We start from the raw sequence: 17,474 nt of genomic DNA, 5'->3' as shown, positions 1-17,474 counted from the left end.
GGAACCAATGAAAAGTCTATCCAGAGTTCCTACAGTTGTGGCGAAAATTCTTTTGGCGTCTGTTCCGTATAGCGTATCAGCATCTATCCTAGAACGCGTGCTTCCGTTATTGGATGTAGCATATCCCCATATCGAAGCGTCCAATATATCTGCAAACATTGCTGAAAACATAAGCAATCCAAACACTCAGAACAGAACGTTGGCAACTGGTGACCGTGCGACCATCGGACATGGCACGTCCGGCACTGCGGTCTTGGGAACCGCTGACGCCTTTGGCGTTTGGGTTCATCGAGAAATCCCTCATGAGATGCAGAGCGAAGGAGTTGAAATCTTGCATAGTTTTCGCAGTTTTGTCTCTCGTTTCTTGCACAGAATATGTCGCGGCCTGTCGCGCCGTCTGAGCCACAGCCTACCCAGAGTTGCTTTGAAACGAAGCAGATACCCCTTTGAGAGGTTTCCAAACCTGTGCGGCATTGTGATCTGCGTCCTTTCAGGACTGTCGCTTGCGGACCCTGCGTCAGCAGAGACTCGTCTTGAACGTATTTTTGCCGCTTTGGCAGAAACAGCGTTTGGTGCTGACGTCTTGTTTATGGTCAATGTTGCCGAAAACACGTCAAGTTTTATGAGCCAACCGGCGCGTCTCAAATCCGGACAAACTGTCGTCATCGGATATGACACCGTGGGTGCGCCCGTCATCGCGCAATCCGACGATTTTGGCGTGACTGTGACCGCGGCGCAGGCTTTGGAGCTTGAGCGTGGTCTTCCGCCTGGTTTCTATCCGACCGGCAGCGGGCTTTTTTCCATTCCGACAGGTGCTCAGCTGTCCCTGTACGAAGCGGACCGGGATGGGCAGGCGATTGCAACAGCGCGCGAACTTGTTTCGACGCGGATTGATGGCCAGATCCTGACGGTTATCGGACTTTCCCCAAGATTTGCCGAATTTGGGGACCTGGCGTTGGTTGCAGGACAAAACAGTGCCTTGCGTGCCATCACTCAAATTGATGCGCTTCAAACGACGGTACTTGGCGCAGTGAACAACGGGATCGCTGTCACAAACGTCGTTGCCAATTATGGCACGGATGTTTTGGTCCCAACGGATATTATCGCCGCAAAAGTCTCGCGTGGTGCCAACATGAGTTATATGCAGGCGGCTACGGATCAGGTCGAGGCGGTGCATCTGGTGCAGGTTGTCACGACGGGTCCCAGTGTTTTGATGAATTTGGCGTCGAATGATATGGATATAATCGGTAGCATCCGTCTGCGGGTGTCTGATCAATCGGGCGCAGCCTCAAGGTTGTCACGACGGCAATCGGTGCTGTGAACAGCGGGATTATCTCGAATACGAACTAGGGCGAGTCTTCAGGCCGATTGGTTATAAACACTTTGACAATAGCAATTGTGCAAGCCCTTGTAGGCGCACAATTTCTGCTTTGCGGCAGCATTTTTCGATCTCACCCAAAAGGCGGCCGAGTTTCGGGTAACCAAGAAACAGCAAACTCCCCGCAACAAAGTGCGAAAATTGCGCAATCTCATCAAGGTCTTTTGCCCCCGGGTCATTTTGCAGCATGCCCCGTAGCATGTCTCCAAGTGTTTCCACCTCTGTTTTGGCGCGATGGGTCAGTTCGACCAAATTGGGATTTTCCTCAAAACTCGGGAGCGGGTTGGAAAGTCGTTCGAACTCGAACTCCTCTTGCTGCTCGACATCGTCCATCGCGTCGCGTTCTGAAATGACTTTTTCAATGTGCGACCGAAGCTGATGCATGGTGAACGGTTTGTGGAGAATAGAGTCGATGCCGCTTTCAAACAGCTCAAGTGTCTCTTCCATCTTCATGCTCGCCTGCGCCGTCACGGCAATAATGCAGGCTTTCGAGGATCTTGACCCCAGTCGTATGATGGATGAGGCATCTAAGCCTGACATGTTCGGCATATTCAGATCGGTCAAGATAAGATCGTAGGCTGTCTCACAGGCCTTTTGAACCGCTTCAAACCCATCAATGGCGGTGTCCACATCATAGCTGATTTGTTCGGCCATTGCCTTGAGCAATGTTCTATTGGTGGGGTGATCTTCGACCAACAAGACATGTCCTTTTGGTGCGCCGGTATGTTTCACATCCTCGCGTGAGGTTGTGTCTGGGGCTGGCGTGCTATTTGGCGTCCGATCGGAGCGCCCAGACATTTTCCCCAATGGGATATTCGTGGGCATGTCGTCTTCGGATTGTTCCTGTTTCGCGGAAGATGGCACCCGGATCGCGTCATTCTGCTCATCGTGTACAAAAGAGGGGATCGTGAAACAAAACCGACTGCCACTTCCCAGAGTACTTTCCAATGTGATTGTCCCGCCCATGAATTCCACGGATCTCTGGACAATTCCGAGGCCTAGACCGGTGCCGGGCAAAACCGGTGCAACTTCGTCGGATAGAGAATAGAAATCTTCGAAGATGCGCGCTTGATCTGCCTGGCTTATGCCAATGCCCGTATCAATCACCTCGATACGTGTTTCCCATGCACTATTTACCAACGAGTTTGTGCCGAGCACAGTGATCGAGCCAGCATTTGTAAACTTGATGGCATTGGAAATGAGGTTGTAGATCGCATTTGAAAACGCGCGCCGGTATCCGATGTTTTCATCCGGACCCCGCCAGTTGAGTGTCAGGGCGTTGCCCTTTGATTTGGCCAATGCCTCGAGCTGCTCACATATCTGCTGTACTGTGTTGCGAGGGTTATAAGGCTGCGGGGTGAGCTGAGATGACATGGCATCGTGCCGCGCAATGTCGAGAACATCGTCAATCTGCTCAAGAGCTGTTGCCGCGGCATCGCGTGATATCTGAATATATTCGCGACGTTTTATTGGTTCCTTCTCGGTTTCTGCGAGATCAAGAGCCGCGACAACGCCATGCAGAGGCGTCCGCATTTCGTGACTCATCGTCGCGAGAAAACGGCTCTTTGCAGACGCATCACTGCGTGCGCGGGCCAACGCTGTGCGTGCTTTTAGGCGTGCATTCCATTCTTGAGAAGTGTCACGCACGAAGCCGATTAAGACCGGTTGCCCGTCTATTCCCGTCTCTCTTACGATGCTAAGAGATGCGGGAAATGTTTCTCCATTGAAGCGACGGGCCCTTACATTTGAACGATGTAAGGCGTTGTTGCCGCTTTCTTTGCAGGCAAACATGATGCGGAGTTGTTTTTCGAAAGGTGCCCAGCTTTTTTTGGGTGTCAGGTGCTTTAAAACGGATTGTCCATAGGCCTCTTTGCGTTGACATCCAAACATGGCCTCGGCAGCAGCATTGAACTCTATGACTTTAAAATCACAGTCCATTACGATGATTGCATCGTGAGAGACCTCAAGTAGTTTTGCGAGATAGGATGACAATTTTTTTTGAGTGAGATTGGTGGTTGCGATCCGCCTCAAAAGAAACACCACGGATATGAAGCTCAGGAGAAGTAGACCGATTAGAACAAGAGAATAAAAGAGATAGTTGTTCAAAGATGAATGCAGGACGCTGCGTCTCTCTTCTTGAGAGTCGATTGCCGACTGCAGAGCCGACAACGCAAAGATTCGGCTAAGCGTTGCGGCATATTCGATTAAATCGAAGATTGCTCGCACATCATCGACCGTTTTCAAACGCCCTGCATCTATTTCAATTGCAGCCTTGTCACGCAGTGTGGTCAATTCCGATAGGGCGTCACGGGCATCTTGTTCGACGGGAAATGTTCGCAACCTTTGTGCAACTGTGTCCACGCGCGCATAAAAGATGTCGAAACGCGTCTCAATTTCGAGATGGGTCTCGTCGGATATCTGAGACCCGTCTTGCGTTTCCATTAAGGCTTGAGCAAGGGCTAGCTGAAGGCGATGCAGTTCCACTTCGACCTGAACGAAGTTCCAGGTTTCGCTGTCAGAGCGTGCAAAAGAAAAGGAATTAACTTTGCGGGACAAGTCAACGGATATGGTCAAGAGGATCAGCAGGACGAAGCTGAAAATCGTTACTGAAACGTACATTTTCCGTCGTGTCAGGCGCCAATGCGGAGACACGTTCAGAAATTTCGGAATGTGGCGTTTCATTCTGACGTTAAAACCCTAATTTCAACGAGTTGCCAGACGGCGGCTCCATACACAGGTTCTGTTTGATATTCTTTGCGTTTGTCGAAGGGATACATGATCCACAGAGGGCCTTTCTCCCGGAGAGAAAACGGCATCCCATCGATCCTGTTGGCAATGATTGGATAGGTGTCATCAATCAAAGCGGGGCTAATATCAACCTTGTAGTCATTGGCTCCAACGAACGTCATTGAATTTTGTTCGTGGATTCCCACCATGGAAAGGACGCTGGTAAGAGAAGGGCCACTATAACTTGGACTCCCTTCTGTCCAAAGCGAAGATGTTTGGAAGGATTGCTGTTCCAACTGCAGAAGCATGTCGTCCGTAATCTCGAAACGTTCATCTGTCCCTTCTATAGAAATTGTCAGAAGCACATCCTGAGCACAGACCATTTGCGGCGATAGCGCGAAACAACCTGCGAAAGCAATCATTTGGGCAGCTTTAAGAGTAAAACTGTGTGGGAACATGGTCATTTCCTTGAGATAAAACGCTTTTAGGGAGATTTTCACCAAAAAAGTTTTTTATACACTGCGCAAAAGTAAAATAGCATCATCTTTAGTTTCCACGTTATTCCACCAAGGATTTATTTGCTCTTAATAGTTTCTGCATATGGCGGCGGCGCTAAAATTCATACAAATAGTAAAAAATTGTATATCCTATAGAGAAAATCCTATGCACAAACCTCAAAGGCAGTCGAACACAGAGATGCAACAGCGCATGGTTTCCGTCCTTATTGCCGACGATCATAAGCTGATCTCAGAGGCTTTGAAGATTATTCTGGTTGAAGAGGGAGATTTTTCCGTCGAAACGAGCGTCTCATTGCAAAGCACCCTCGACGTTCTGCGCGCACACCCAAAGTCTTTTGATGTTGTGATGCTTGATATCTCTATGCCGGGAATGGAAGGTTTGCGATCTGTGAAGCAGGTCGTAGATGCCACCCATGAGGGATCTGTTGTCATTTTTTCTGGAACGGCTGACGATGACTTCGTCTGGCAGGCAATTGAGATCGGGGCAAAGGGATTTATCTCCAAAGGGCAACCTTTTCGCAGTTTTGCCGCGACACTCAGATTGATCGCCGATGGCAACGAGTTTGTCCCACTGTCATTGTCGAGAAGTGTTAAAAACGCAACCAAAGGCGCAGACGGACCCGATGAGCAAGAGCGGCGCATTCTCAAGCTGGTTGCAGAAGGAAAGACAAACAAGGAAATTGCGTTCGAGCTGAATTCGAGCGAGGTCGCAATTAAAATGAAAATGCGGTCGATATGTACGAAACTAGATGCCAAGAACCGCGCACACGCTGCTATCCTTGCGCAAAGACATGGGCTCATAACGATTGAAACGTGAGCAGGGCTAAGAACAATCAATTGTTTCGACTATTCAAATCGGCTCATATGATCAATGGACATGACGGAGATCGCCCGGAGGTCGCGTTTGTCAGCGATCTGGTGGCATGTCTTTCACCTGGATGAGTAACGGGTCAGTGATTGCCCTTAACTTATTACGACAAGTCGTAAATTTCTTATTTATATCTGTCACATGCCTCGAAACAAGCAGCTACGATAATCACGACCAAATTTGCGATAAGCAGGCCCAATGAAAGCGAAAATAGAACATTGAGGCCGATGAGTATCATCACGAGGGATGTAAAGATGAATGCAACTAGAGCCAAAATCCCAAAAAATATCATATTTCACGTCTTCTATTTCGTTACGAACCAATCTTACGGGTGACTTCGGAAATCGCGTTGTCCACGCTTTAAGGATTGCACAACCGATCGTGTGGGCGCGTGTGTAAGTGCAGAGTTGAGGCGTTGAACCCAAACGCGATTGTTCACGGGCGCTTGCAGCAGTGCGAGTTCAAGGCAGGAGTAGGTAACAGGCAGTCGGAGAGAAACATCTGCGAGAAATAATCTGTGCGTTCCGAATTCATCTGTGCTGAAATCTGAAGATACCAGAATTGTCGCCACGTCCGGGAACCGCCCCCGCATTTCCCTAATCCTGTCATACTGAGCGGCGATGCCGCCGAAACTGTCGACGTCGATGAACGCAAAATTGATCTCAGGAATGGCGTCGAGACACCGCATGAACTCGCTGTAATCTTCGCAACAGGTCACGGTTGCGTCGTTTTCCACCAGCATAATTGGCAAGGTGTGCGCCAGAACTTTCGATTGGCTCAGGAACAGACATTTTGCATCCATTCCGTCGAAGATACTGAACATGATTTGCCACCTGCATTTGAATTTAAATCTTTGTTCCCTCACACTTACAGCGGATTGATCCCTGTAGTGTTCGCCCGAAAGGTGAATGAGATTCTCTTTAGTTGTTCGGCCACTCCAATGATCGCCTTCACTAAAGAGGGTCCCGGAAAATCGGACAGTGGCCTATGCCGCATCCTAAATTTTTGAAGGCATTACAGGCGGCAAAGCGCGGAAATTTTGCAGGTCGGTTTAAGACAAGGTTGCTTTGGCGGCATTGCGAACCTGTCTCAAAAGAGAGGACCACTTCACTCATCGCAAACAAAACGGTCAGCCCACAAGGTTTTGCCCGACCAGTATGTGTAGCCAGCATTGGGACATTTGCCGGTGATGCATTCTGATCGGGCAGGCAACACGAGATATGTATTTGCTGCGCGGTCTCGGGGGGGTGATAAGCACAGCGCCTACCCGAAGTCTCGTGTGTGATACGGGCGGTATCTCAGCAAATATGAGGTGGTTTGCGCGCGATTCCAAAGTGTCTTTCGATTGGCGCGGGATCGAAAGTTGCATTCGGGTTCCACGACCTCGGCACGCTGGTCCAGCCGAAGCAGGTTTGCGGTTGCGCCTGATCGACGTCGGTAAAGAGATCGTCCGACCTGCCGAACGGTCCTCCCGCGCCACCCTGAGCGTCTGATCAGGTGCCTGCGCAAGTTTCTGAAAGGGTGAGAATAGTTCAGGGCCAAGTCTGGTTGGACGTGCTGCATGGTCACAGAAAAAGACCGGCGTAAATGCGATGATGAGTGCCGGGGTGGGCAAGCATAGCGTTAAAATCATTATTCAAGTTGGACGATGTGATGCGCCTTTGAGTTGATGTATGCGCAAAAGTTTCCATTTCCTCATAGCGTTTCTCTAAAGGGGATAGGCATGTACTAAAGAGAATTTGATTTGAAGGGCACCAAGTGATTTGAATGAAAGCGTGTCCAGCGAGTTTAAATTTGCTGTGCTCGACCTCACAGCTCAACACCTTCTCCACGCCAATTTGGCGTGGTTTTTTTTAATCAGGGGACGAAAATATTGAGTATTCGCTGTGGTCCCAAGTCGACCTTCGTGGGGGGCGCCTAATACGCGGAGATCACAGGTGCTTTGATCGGGAACCACACCTAACGCTACGGCTCAAAGGCATGTCCATGCAAGATCGGGGGCCGTTGAAAACGTGATGCAAGTCGAGCGGTTCTGAAAACTGCGCCCATGAAATCAACAAGAGGTTCCAAGAGTTTCACTATGTCCGTAAAGATCAAAAAAGGAAAAGGTATCTTGTTTGATGCGGTGCCTGACAGTGGCCAAGTTATGGTGAAGGTCGCGCCACATGGGCGCCCACTTTACATTTGGCCTAACCGCCTTGGATTTCCAGAAAGTCTCCTGCCGAAGATTAAAAAACAGTCTGTTCCCTTCCTCTACCCACCGCAGACTCCGGTTGAATACAAAGGTGGCAGCTGGATTGTAAACATGTGTGCGGACGCAGACGAATATCGCAATGCACTCATTGGTCTTGACCGGGCCTTTGGAGACAAAATCCCTATATTTAATCATCCTCGGGCTGTGGCGATGACACGTCGAGATCTCAGCGCAAAACGTTTGGCAGGGATACCCAACCTGGTCGTTCCTAAATGTGTGCGTTTTATGGCTGATGAGAACAACAGTTTTCAGAGAGCTTTTGAAGCAAACGGGTTCAATTACCCGGTGCTCGTGCGTCCGGCTAAATCTCAAACTGGCCGCGATCTAGTCAAAATCGACAATCCGTTCGACTGGCCAAAAGTTTACAAGACGCATTGGCAAGGTAAGTCCCACTTCATGACCCAATACGTCGATTACTCAAACACATCTGGGGACTTCATTAAGTCTCGGATTGTTTATGTCGGCGAGCGCATGTTTGTGCGACATGTAAAGCGTGCGGAAAACTGGCGCATCCACAACCAGACCGCATCCAGCAAAACAGCGGATGAAGCGTGGGAGGCCTCGATCTCAGAGCAATTGATGAGTGATCCTGTTTTTCACAACATGCTCAGCGAGGTGCCAGTTCGTGTGAAACTGGATTTTTTTGGCCTAGACATTGGTGTCGATCTTGAAAATCGGCGGGCGATACTTTTCGAAGCCAACGCTGCGATGTCTATTTTCTTTGCCACAGGCGCTGATGAGCGCTCGCAGGCGAGGGCGACGCGCCTTCAACATCCGATTGTGCGTGCTCTGGAGGAACATTTTGCGACCCCCAAAAACTGGCGATCCGGCGCGGACATCGGCGAAGAGCCCGTCGAAAGGATCTTTCAGTCATGAGTGTCAGAGACGAACGCGCATTGTTTACAGGCGAGACTCTGCAGGCTCTGGCGGAAACAGCGCAGGACATCCTGCAAGATGCGCTAAATGGGTGCGCGCAAGACTGTAAAGGGTTTCACGGATCGTGGCCGTTTACACAGCTTTTCAATCTCCTCCCCACCACATTGCGTGACAAAGAGTTCATCGCAGATCAGACCGCAGCCGCCGTTGGGGCCGGCGCGCGCAAATTGGTTATTTCAGGCGCTGCCGACGATGGCATTCTAAAGGCAATGCTCTCTAAATTGCCGTCGCCACCGTCAGATTTGGCGGTGCATGTCATTGATCTATGCGACACTCCTCTTAAAGCAAATGTGCGGACTGCAAAGCGGCTTGGAGTCAATCTTTCCATAGCCAAAGCAGACCTTCGGGCTGGGTTGAACGTGAAAGCAGATGTGATTGTTGCTCACAATCTTCTGCCTTTTTCATCTCCCGAAGATAAACAGGTGGTGGTGCAGGCTTGGGCTGATGCTCTCAGTTCGGGTGGATTGCTATGCGCCGTGAACCGGATCAAACCAATGGCCGCCTATGGCGCACCACGATTTCCATTGGCCGTTCATGATGAGATGGTCCAAAGGATTTTGGACCTGCAATCGATCTCCCCATATCGCGATCTTATTCCGCCAGAGCTGTTGGCCGGCCTCTTCAGGGAAGCTCTGGAGACCTCGAAGATGTGGTATTTTCGTTCAAAAGACGAAGTGATCACGCTGTTGGAGGCGGCCGCATTTCGCATCCTTGGGACCCATACTTACAGCCGAAGAGGGGAAGTCCCCTCGCATATGCCTGACAACGAAACCATCAGAATCTCAGCCGTTCGCTCGTAGATCCAACCAAACAAGATCCAAAGGAGATAACATGATCAACAAGAAGACGGGCCGGGCTGTAATTTTGGCGGGCGCGGCGATTTTCGCTCCGATAAGCGCCTATGCGGATATTGTCATCAAGGTCGGTTTTGCCGTTGGTGGTGGATATGATGTAAATGCTCGCTTGATGGCAAACCATCTTGGTCGTTTCCTGCCAGAGGCTGGGTCGATCTACGTTGAAAATGTTGATGGCGCGGGGTCTTTGAGGCTCGCAAAAATGATGCTCGCCAAAGAGCCCGCTGATGGTACCGTCATCGGCTCGATATCCTCATGGTTTCCTGTCGGTGCGACCTTTGATCCAGCCTTGGTTGGACTCGACTTTTCCCAGCTCAGCTGGATCGGTGGGATCGGAACGACGCAAGAACGCCTTTGTGCAGTCTCGTCCAGTCTTGGAATTGCGGACATCTCGGACTTTGCGGAACAAACTTTCCAACTTGGTGCAACCACCTCTGGAACCACCGATGTTATCACCCGCTTGGTCCAAAACACGCTGCATGCTGATTTTGAAATCGTTAGGGGATTTTCAGGTACGGCACCAGTACGAGCGGCGATCATTCGCGGCGAATTGGATGGGTATTGTTCGTTGCGGGTACGTGATCTTGAAAAGGTGTTCGAACCCGGAACGATGACACCGATTTTGCAGGCCTCCTACCGCCCGAACCTTGACCTACCTTATCCGCTTCTTCGCGATCTCGTTGAAGCGCCTGAAGATGTTGAAATTGTTGATTTTATTTTGTCGCATGAGCTGTTTCAATATAGTTTTGCCCTACCGCCCGGCACGCCCGAGGATATTCTAACCGTGTATCGACAGGCCTTTGATGCCATGGTGCAGGATCCCGAGTTCCTCGCTGAGGCAGAAAAGTTGCGCATGCAGCCGAGCCCGATCACCGGAGCTGAACTTGAAGATCATCTGGATCGCATTCAGAAAACACCCTTAGAGGTTCTCGCACGGGCGGGCGCAATGCTTGACTGAGGTATCTCGCGCGCGCCGCCCGGTCTGACCAGATGAGAGATCCCAGATGGATGTCATGACCTTACTCACGGCCGACGCTTTCACTATGCTCATGCTAGGAGTGTCGGCAGGCTTGCTCATTGGGGTCATCCCGGGACTGGGAGGCGTGTTTGGCCTGTCGATCCTCGTCCCTCTGACCTTTGGCATGGGACCGGAAAGCGCGATCAGCCTTTTGATGGGACTGGCCGCTGCCGTCACGATCTCCGATACGATTCCAGCAATTCTTATTGGGGTTCCCGGCTCGGCAGGGGCCAGCCCTACGGCCTTGGACGGTCATGCTCTTGCCAAGCAAGGTCAAGCGGGCAGAGCATTCATTGCCGCCTATACATCAGCTTTTTTCGGAGGAATATTCGGTGCGTTGGTTCTTCTGGCCGCGATCCCGTTTATGACCGTAGCGGCAAGTTGGCTCAAAATCCCCGATTATTTTGCTGTCGCCATGCTGGGTCTCTCCTGTGTGGTCATTCTGAACGGAATGAAACCAAGAGAAGGGCTTGCTTCTGCCCTCATGGGGGTGACCTTTTCGTTTGTTGGTTTAGACAGTTTCACCGGGGAGGAGCGCTGGACCTTCGGCTCGTTATATCTGTGGGATGGATTGCCCATTTCCATTGTATTGCTCAGCATGTTTGCTCTGCCGGAGATAGGCCCGCTTCTGGTTCGCGGGCGCATCTCGGCACGTGATGTTGGCTTTCGGAAAGAGGACATCATCTTGGGCATGCGTGATGTTTGGCGTGAAAAGGGACTTGTGGTGAAGTCGAGCGCGCTGGCCTGCATCGTAGGTATGATCCCAGGGATCGGCCTGTCGGTGATTTCCTGGCTTGTCTACGGGATTGCCTCCCGTCATCGGGGAGACGGTCCGGATTTTGGCCAGGGCAACATAAGAGGGGTGATCGCGCCCGAAAGTGCGGCCAATGCCACGGAGGGGGGGACCTTGATCCCGACTTTGGCGTTGGGCTTGCCCGGCAGCGCTTCTATGACACTGATCCTGAGTGCCTTAATTATTCAAGGCATCGAGCCGGGCCCAGTTTTGATCGCCCAGCACAGAGAACTTGTCGTAGCAATCGTAATTGCGCTTTTACTGGCAAATACGATTGGATCAGTGATGAGCTTGGCCTTGACGCCGCTGCTTGTCCGCATCGCGCTGCTGCGCGCGAATATTGTCGTGGCTATTACGGTCATGGCGGTTTCGTTATCGGTTACTTTGCCAACACCGACATTGCCAGTTGTGCTTGTACTGGTCATCTTTGGGACCCTTGGCATCCTGATGAGGCAACAGGGCTGGTCTAGGCCTTCTTTTGTCCTCGGATTGGTGCTTGGCCCAATCCTTGAGAAAAACTTTATGCTGGCAACGCAGTTGAATGGCTATCACTGGCTTCTACGCCCCAGCATCATCTGCGCGGTGGTCGTCTTGATCGCTGTTCTCTTTATGCGAAGGAAATACGCGCACAAACCCCTTCGAGAGGCTTCGCGCCCCGAAGGGGCCCCCTTACAGTGGGCTCTCATTGCCCTTTCGTTTGCTCTGGTCGCTCTTGTCGCTGTCGGCTCATACAGTTTTAAAATGCAGGCTGCGGTCTTTCCTATAGTGACCGCCGGGGGTCTTTTTGTTGTTACTCTGACCCTGGCTAAGTCCGCCGTTTACTCCGGGACCGCACCGGTATCGCAATTGCCAAAGGCACTTCAAGCTGACGCCAAGATTCTTCTGCTTTTGTTGGCGTTCGTTGCCATGAGCGTCTTTATCGGCGCCGCGCCTGCCGTGTTCTTTTCTGTGACCATCTTCAGCAGCCCTGGCCAAAAAACTTGGTGGCACAGCTCTGCAATTGGTGCGATTTGCGCACTTTTGGTGGGAGGTTTGGAGGTCTCCTTGTATGGTTTGTAGATGGCCTTGTGGCGCGTGAATGACAAATAATCGTTAGGTTGCGTATCTTTTTCATCGGCCCACGGATGAAAGATCAGCCAGTATATTGATAGCCTTACGGCAGGTTTCATTTTGCGACAGAGGAAGAAGACATAGCCACGCAAGCAACGACTTATATAAGTGCAGATGTGTCGAACGGGATGCTTGCCGGCGCGATTTCAGGCAATAAGATTTGCCCCGGCGTTATGAATTTCGTCACACTCGAGACGGCTTTAGCCAGCGTTGATAAAAATTTCAAAAGGCTTTGAAGTCGTGTGGCTTGTCTGCGCCGCGTCGGTGCCGACAGGGTACGGCTCTATCGGTGGGACCGCGTTCTTTGATTCAGACATGGTAGCCCCGGTCGACTAGCGAGAGCGCCTCGGCGAACGGTTCTGTCCTGAAATTTCGCGGGCAGAGCACCAGACAACGGACGGGAAACGGACCTTCGTCGCGATCTGCACCAGATTTCCCAAGGCAATCCGTCCACGCATGCAATCCGGCACACAGTAGTCCCAACAGAATTGGCATCACGGCCAATGTGCCTTGGTATGTGCTTTCCATTTAATCTAACGGGCTATCTTGTGCCTCCAATTGGCTAGGCTTCAGACATCCAAAGCAGTGGGTATCGGGGGGGCATACTTCTTGGTAAGTTACCAAAATATCTACTAATTTTTCCGATAGACATCAGTCCAACTGTCGTGTCTCCCAAGGTCCCCATACATTGATGTCGAGGCAATCAGCACACTCATAGCAACTGGGTAACTGATGGCCTCGTTTGGAAACCCAATAGGAGGAAATAAAAAATGAAACTCTTTCTTATTCTCGCTTCAACAGCAGCTTTGGCCGTAGGGGCCGCTTCGGCCGATACCGTTCTGGGGACGGGGTCTTGGTCCGGGTCCGAAAGCGGCGCAGCCGTTTCGGGCTCCTCTGGTGCAGGCACATTCGGTGGCATCGCAGCAGCCTCCAACAGTTCCTCGATGGGCCTGTCCTCGACCGGTCAAGCGGTTGGCTATACCGGACTGGGCTTTGGGAGCGCAGGGTCGGGTTCGGCTTCTAGCACCACGGCAGTTGGCTCCGTGAACAACACGTCCACCAGCGGTTCGATCGGGTTCGGTGGCGCGAACGCATCTGGCGGCTACACGGGCTCCAATGGCAGCTCCAGCGGTGCCTTTGGCGGATTTGGCACCATGTTCTGATACTTGGTGTCAAAGCCTGACCGCTCACTGCGGTTTCAGGCGGCCGAAGTGGATATCCGAACGTTCCGCTTCGGCCTCATATTAAACCCTCTGCGTTCGGAGAGGAGAAATCTCATGTCTTATGCAAAGAAGGAAACATCCATCGAAACATTGGCAAAGGTCGCCATAATTTCCATGTCAGTGCTGTGGGCAACCTCTGCAGCCAGCCAGTCCAGCACAAGCTCGTCGACGTCAAGTTCGTCGAGTTCAGCGCAGGTGGACAGCAATGCGTCAGCAACCGTAACAAGCGGCAACTCCAATGCCCAGATTTATCTGGATCAAAGTACACCGGGCACGATCAGCACCCAAAACGCCTACAGCGGGTCGTATACGGTGCGCTCCGCACCAGCTGTGCAACCCCCCTCAATGGGGTCGGGTCATCCCTGCGCCTTATCCAACAGCATCGGAATATCCCTCATCGGTGGCGGAGCCGCGGGTGGGTTAAGTCGTGTCGACGAAGCCTGCCTCTTGGCCCAGATGGGACAGGGTCAGGCCGCTTTGATTATGATTGCACGCCGAGACTCCGAAGCCTGTTTTGCACTCCGACAGGTTGGGACCATTCCAGCCGGCAGTGTGTGTTCCGCGTCTGACCGCCGTTCCACGGTTCAAGCACGGCGCACGACGGTTTCCACAATGAATCAGCAGGCGACAACACGCACGACCCCGGCACCGATCTCGCGCTATGTGTCATGTTCAAAACGCTCGGATGGTAAAATTCTCGCCCGAAAACAAATGGGCGCTCCCTACACGAACGAACAGGTGGCTGCATACTGCCGCAGTCAGATAAACTGAATTTGCGGCATATGCGACTTTGAAATCTGGCCCTGCCTCGACCAACTCGCGGCAGGGCACCCGCTTTGGTTCAAAATACTTCCGCAAACATTCATGACATTCATTCGGGTCGGTCGTGGGATGCGTTAAGATGTTCCGCAGACACGCCTTTCCCACTGTTTTTTGCGAAGCGCAGCACCGTTGCAACGGCGCAGATGTCTGGCCGATAGCGAATATCAGGCCACAGGTGTGACGGATTAAATCCCTTGTGGGTCTCTTAGGATGACCGTCCGAACATCAGGTCTCGACATCACGGAAATCCACCGCATGAGCGAGAAAATACCGCGTGTAATCGTCGCGTACAGCCTCGGCGAGACGTTCGAAATAGCTGGCAAATGTTGGCACCATCATGAGATGGCGCGGCATAGCCAACACCATCTTCTGTGCAACGCAGCCTGTATCATAGAAGGCCACATCCTTATGAAGGCGGTCTGGCAGATTGCTGTGTAACGTCATGGACAGATGACACGTTCCAAGATTCGCGGCGACGATTTCGATCGCGCCCACATGCAGATCACTGGTAAAATAGGGCGCAGCTGATGCCAATCGCGATTTGTACCATGCATTGCTTTTTGCAGACCATTCATGTGGCGCTCTGACGGCGACGCGTTTCTTTAGGGCTTGCGGCAAGGGCGCAGAGATGCTGTTTGAGTTGATAATGTCGATGGCAAGTTTCGGGTCCACACTTTTCGGTACGGCCCACAAAATACGGTCTTCATAGAGCGTTTCGTATTTGAGGGATGTTGTTTCTCTCAAACCTTCCGTCATCACCATAAGCCCAATGCTGGCTTTTCGAATCGCGAGATATTCGAGAAGGGTGGTGCTGGAGTCAGCGAGTTCTATCGAAAACTCCGATATCCTCGGATCAGCATGTGCTTGGGCCGCAGCCAATCCCCATATGCGCCCGGCGTGCGATGGGATGGTTGCGAAGCTTATTTTGCATTGTTTCTGTCCAAACTGTTCACAATGACGACCTCTGCCCTCTTCGAGATCGGACAAAACAGTGCGGGCAGTGCTTGCCCAGAGTTCGCCAGCCCCTGTCAGAACCTCTGATCTCTGGCGATCTCGATGCACCAACTGTGTCCCTAGGTCCTCTTCCAGTTTTGCAAGCTGGGCCGAAACTGTCGGCTGCGACAACCCCAGAAGCTTTGCAGCTTTGCGTATTGATCCAGAGATCGCAATTGCATTCATGACCTCCAGTTGACGTATGGTGATTGCGTTTGAATAGTTCATCCCCCCCCCCGATTTCCAGCGGCACCTTATAAAGGCGACGCTTGCATTCAACTCGGCCACGGCAAGCGGCGATATAAATCGTCTTTTGCGCTTTTCGCTCATCCTGTCCCGATGCATTTTACATCCTGCGAATGAAGCTTTTCTCCTGGACGCACGTCAGTTCAGGATTTCCATACAGTGACTAAGTGCTTTGACCAATTCCGGTCGCCATGTGACCGATATTGTCGTAGAAATTATTTAGATCTCACCTTGACGATCACAGACAATGTCATGCGAAGCGCGCCCGCCCAATCTGGCGCAGGTGAGTTGGATTAACCTTTTTGACTGTGAAAACAGATTGCGGCCTCAGTCCGGTTCGTAACGCCGAGCTTACCCATGATGCGGTGAAGATGTAGTTTGATCGTATGAGCCGAGACGGAAAGTTCATTGGCGATCATTTTATTGGGGTGCCCCGACGCAACCAATTTGAGGACTTCGCGTTCCCGCGGAGTCAGTTTTGCAACCCCTCGGGCGCACACAACATCGCGTAGGCCATCAGGTGAAACGTCGTTTTGATGTTCCTCGATATAGTGCTGCGATACCCCGCTTTCCCCGTTGATTGAGTGCATTGCCCTCAACGCGCAAACAGGCAGGTAATGCGCACCGCAATCAATCAGACGGATCAACTGAACCCAAGCTGTCAGATTCAGATTCATAGGCAAAACACTTATCGCGTATTTTGATAGGCGCTCGCCCCACCGTCCCACCACATCTGTGGCACTCACATCATTGCGCACTGCAATGGCCAGTCTAATCCCTGGTGTCTGACGGCCTTGACGGTCCAGAAACGCCATGAGTTTCTCCGCATGACGTTCATCTACGATCAAAAGGCGTGTCATTTGCTGTTTGGGCTGAACAGGATGTGCAAAGACCAGATCCCAAGTCTCTATATCAGGAAAGCGAGACGCCCGAACTTCCTCAAACTCCGTTTCAATTGTCCTGAGGACAACCTCTGAAAATAACCTTTGCGACCCTATGAATGTGAATAAATCTTTTTGGCACATGTTTGACTGCACAACGACTTGCGCGACGTCCTGATCAGCTCCATTCGGTTCGTACATTTCAACCTCCCCTACTATTTCTCCAACTGTACAGGCGGCCGCCCCCTAAAACCAAACGCCGCATATCGCTGGACACCCATGTTAGTACACCATAGTTAGCAGAAAATTGACTGTCATTAATCTATGTCAAGCAATTGAAAACCCTATCACCTGCACAAAAGAACAACTTGTTTTTGGCATTTATTCGCATCTTTAGGCGCAACGTTTCAGCCCTTTGAGTGCTTTAAAACCTGCAAGTTTCACTCAACCCAATGATCGTAAAGGCTTATATCGGCAATTTATGAGGCCGCGTTCAGAGCTTGAGGAGAGGCAAGGCATATTAACCAAATGGCTAAATAACATTGGTTCCTAGATCAACTTTCGACACAAATTACTGGGGTGCTGAGCATATGGCATGGTGCAGCCACAGCATCTACTCGTCCACCGACCGAAAAGATTGTGTGCCATGCCCCAGAACAGTTTGGGAGCATGGCACCATCCAGCCTCGATACCGCAAGCCTTTTAATGTGTCTGAGCTGCCCTGTACGTTATCGGCCCAAAAGGTGCATTCATGCCGAGATGTACCACAGTACATCGACGTCGGGGAGGGGCGTCGGGGATAGTCGCGTGCTCCTTAGACGCGCATGCAATCCATGCATAATTCCCTGATAAT

The 17,474-nt window shown here is 51.4% G+C and carries 13 protein-coding genes; 8 read left to right on the top strand and 5 right to left on the bottom strand.

What is annotated here, in order from left to right; genetic code table 11:
- Positions 1–7 precede the first annotated feature (7 nt).
- Positions 8–1,321 (top strand): hypothetical protein, encoded by a 1,314-nt coding sequence (locus tag C8029_RS00260; protein WP_152001994.1) that lies wholly within the window; start codon positions 8–10, stop codon positions 1,319–1,321.
- A 51-nt stretch (positions 1,322–1,372) separates the two neighbouring features.
- Here the strand turns inward: C8029_RS00260 and C8029_RS00255 are convergent, their stop codons facing one another.
- On the bottom strand, positions 1,373–4,060 hold the full coding sequence (locus tag C8029_RS00255) for a hybrid sensor histidine kinase/response regulator (RefSeq protein WP_152001993.1): 2,688 nt from the start codon (positions 4,058–4,060) through the stop codon (positions 1,373–1,375).
- Positions 4,057–4,563, bottom strand: coding sequence for a putative pterin-binding protein (locus C8029_RS00250; protein ID WP_107719798.1), 507 nt, complete (start codon positions 4,561–4,563; stop codon positions 4,057–4,059). The genes C8029_RS00255 and C8029_RS00250 overlap by 4 nt, the downstream gene beginning before the upstream one ends.
- Before the next feature lie 205 nt (positions 4,564–4,768).
- Between C8029_RS00250 and C8029_RS00245 the strand changes: the two genes are divergently transcribed.
- Positions 4,769–5,440 (top strand): response regulator transcription factor, encoded by a 672-nt coding sequence (locus C8029_RS00245; RefSeq protein WP_159075232.1) that lies wholly within the window; start codon positions 4,769–4,771, stop codon positions 5,438–5,440.
- Between the two features lie 376 nt (positions 5,441–5,816).
- Here C8029_RS00245 and C8029_RS00240 read toward each other — a convergent pair whose 3' ends face one another.
- Positions 5,817–6,314, bottom strand: a complete 498-nt coding sequence (locus tag C8029_RS00240; protein WP_152001992.1) for a hypothetical protein — start codon at positions 6,312–6,314, stop codon at positions 5,817–5,819.
- Positions 6,315–7,571: 1,257 nt separating this feature from the next.
- Between C8029_RS00240 and C8029_RS00235 the strand changes: the two genes are divergently transcribed.
- The 6 genes from C8029_RS00235 (at position 7,572) to C8029_RS00210 (ending at position 14,450) form a co-directional block, all read left to right on the top strand.
- Positions 7,572–8,621, top strand: coding sequence for an ATP-grasp domain-containing protein (locus C8029_RS00235; RefSeq protein ID WP_152001991.1), 1,050 nt, complete (start codon positions 7,572–7,574; stop codon positions 8,619–8,621).
- Entirely contained in the window at positions 8,618–9,481 is an 864-nt protein-coding gene (locus C8029_RS00230; RefSeq protein WP_009573497.1) for a class I SAM-dependent methyltransferase, read from the top strand. The genes C8029_RS00235 and C8029_RS00230 overlap by 4 nt, the downstream gene beginning before the upstream one ends.
- A 31-nt stretch (positions 9,482–9,512) precedes the next feature.
- The gene (locus C8029_RS00225) at positions 9,513–10,493 is read left to right on the top strand and encodes a Bug family tripartite tricarboxylate transporter substrate binding protein (protein ID WP_152001990.1); all 981 of its coding nucleotides are present in this window, start codon (positions 9,513–9,515) and stop codon (positions 10,491–10,493) included.
- A 46-nt stretch (positions 10,494–10,539) separates the two neighbouring features.
- On the top strand, positions 10,540–12,405 hold the full coding sequence (locus C8029_RS00220) for a tripartite tricarboxylate transporter permease (RefSeq protein WP_152001989.1): 1,866 nt from the start codon (positions 10,540–10,542) through the stop codon (positions 12,403–12,405).
- 821 nt (positions 12,406–13,226) lie between these two features.
- On the top strand, positions 13,227–13,619 hold the full coding sequence (locus C8029_RS00215; RefSeq protein ID WP_009573500.1) for a hypothetical protein: 393 nt from the start codon (positions 13,227–13,229) through the stop codon (positions 13,617–13,619).
- 114 nt (positions 13,620–13,733) lie between these two features.
- Positions 13,734–14,450, top strand: coding sequence for a hypothetical protein (locus C8029_RS00210; protein ID WP_152001988.1), 717 nt, complete (start codon positions 13,734–13,736; stop codon positions 14,448–14,450).
- A 276-nt stretch (positions 14,451–14,726) separates the two neighbouring features.
- Here C8029_RS00210 and C8029_RS00205 read toward each other — a convergent pair whose 3' ends face one another.
- Both C8029_RS00205 and C8029_RS00200 read right to left on the bottom strand, forming a co-directional pair.
- Positions 14,727–15,824 carry a LysR family transcriptional regulator gene (locus tag C8029_RS00205; RefSeq protein WP_226946190.1) on the bottom strand — a complete coding sequence of 366 codons (1,098 nt, stop codon included), beginning with the start codon at positions 15,822–15,824 and terminating at the stop codon, positions 14,727–14,729.
- Positions 15,825–16,033: 209 nt separating this feature from the next.
- Positions 16,034–16,822, bottom strand: a complete 789-nt coding sequence (locus tag C8029_RS00200; RefSeq protein ID WP_152001987.1) for a helix-turn-helix transcriptional regulator — start codon at positions 16,820–16,822, stop codon at positions 16,034–16,036.
- Positions 16,823–17,474: the final 652 nt, after the last annotated feature.

The organism is Roseobacter sp. TSBP12 (assembly GCF_009129705.1).
Lineage (GTDB): Bacteria > Pseudomonadota > Alphaproteobacteria > Rhodobacterales > Rhodobacteraceae > Celeribacter > Celeribacter baekdonensis_A.
This window is presented reverse-complemented; position numbering and strand designations above follow the sequence as displayed.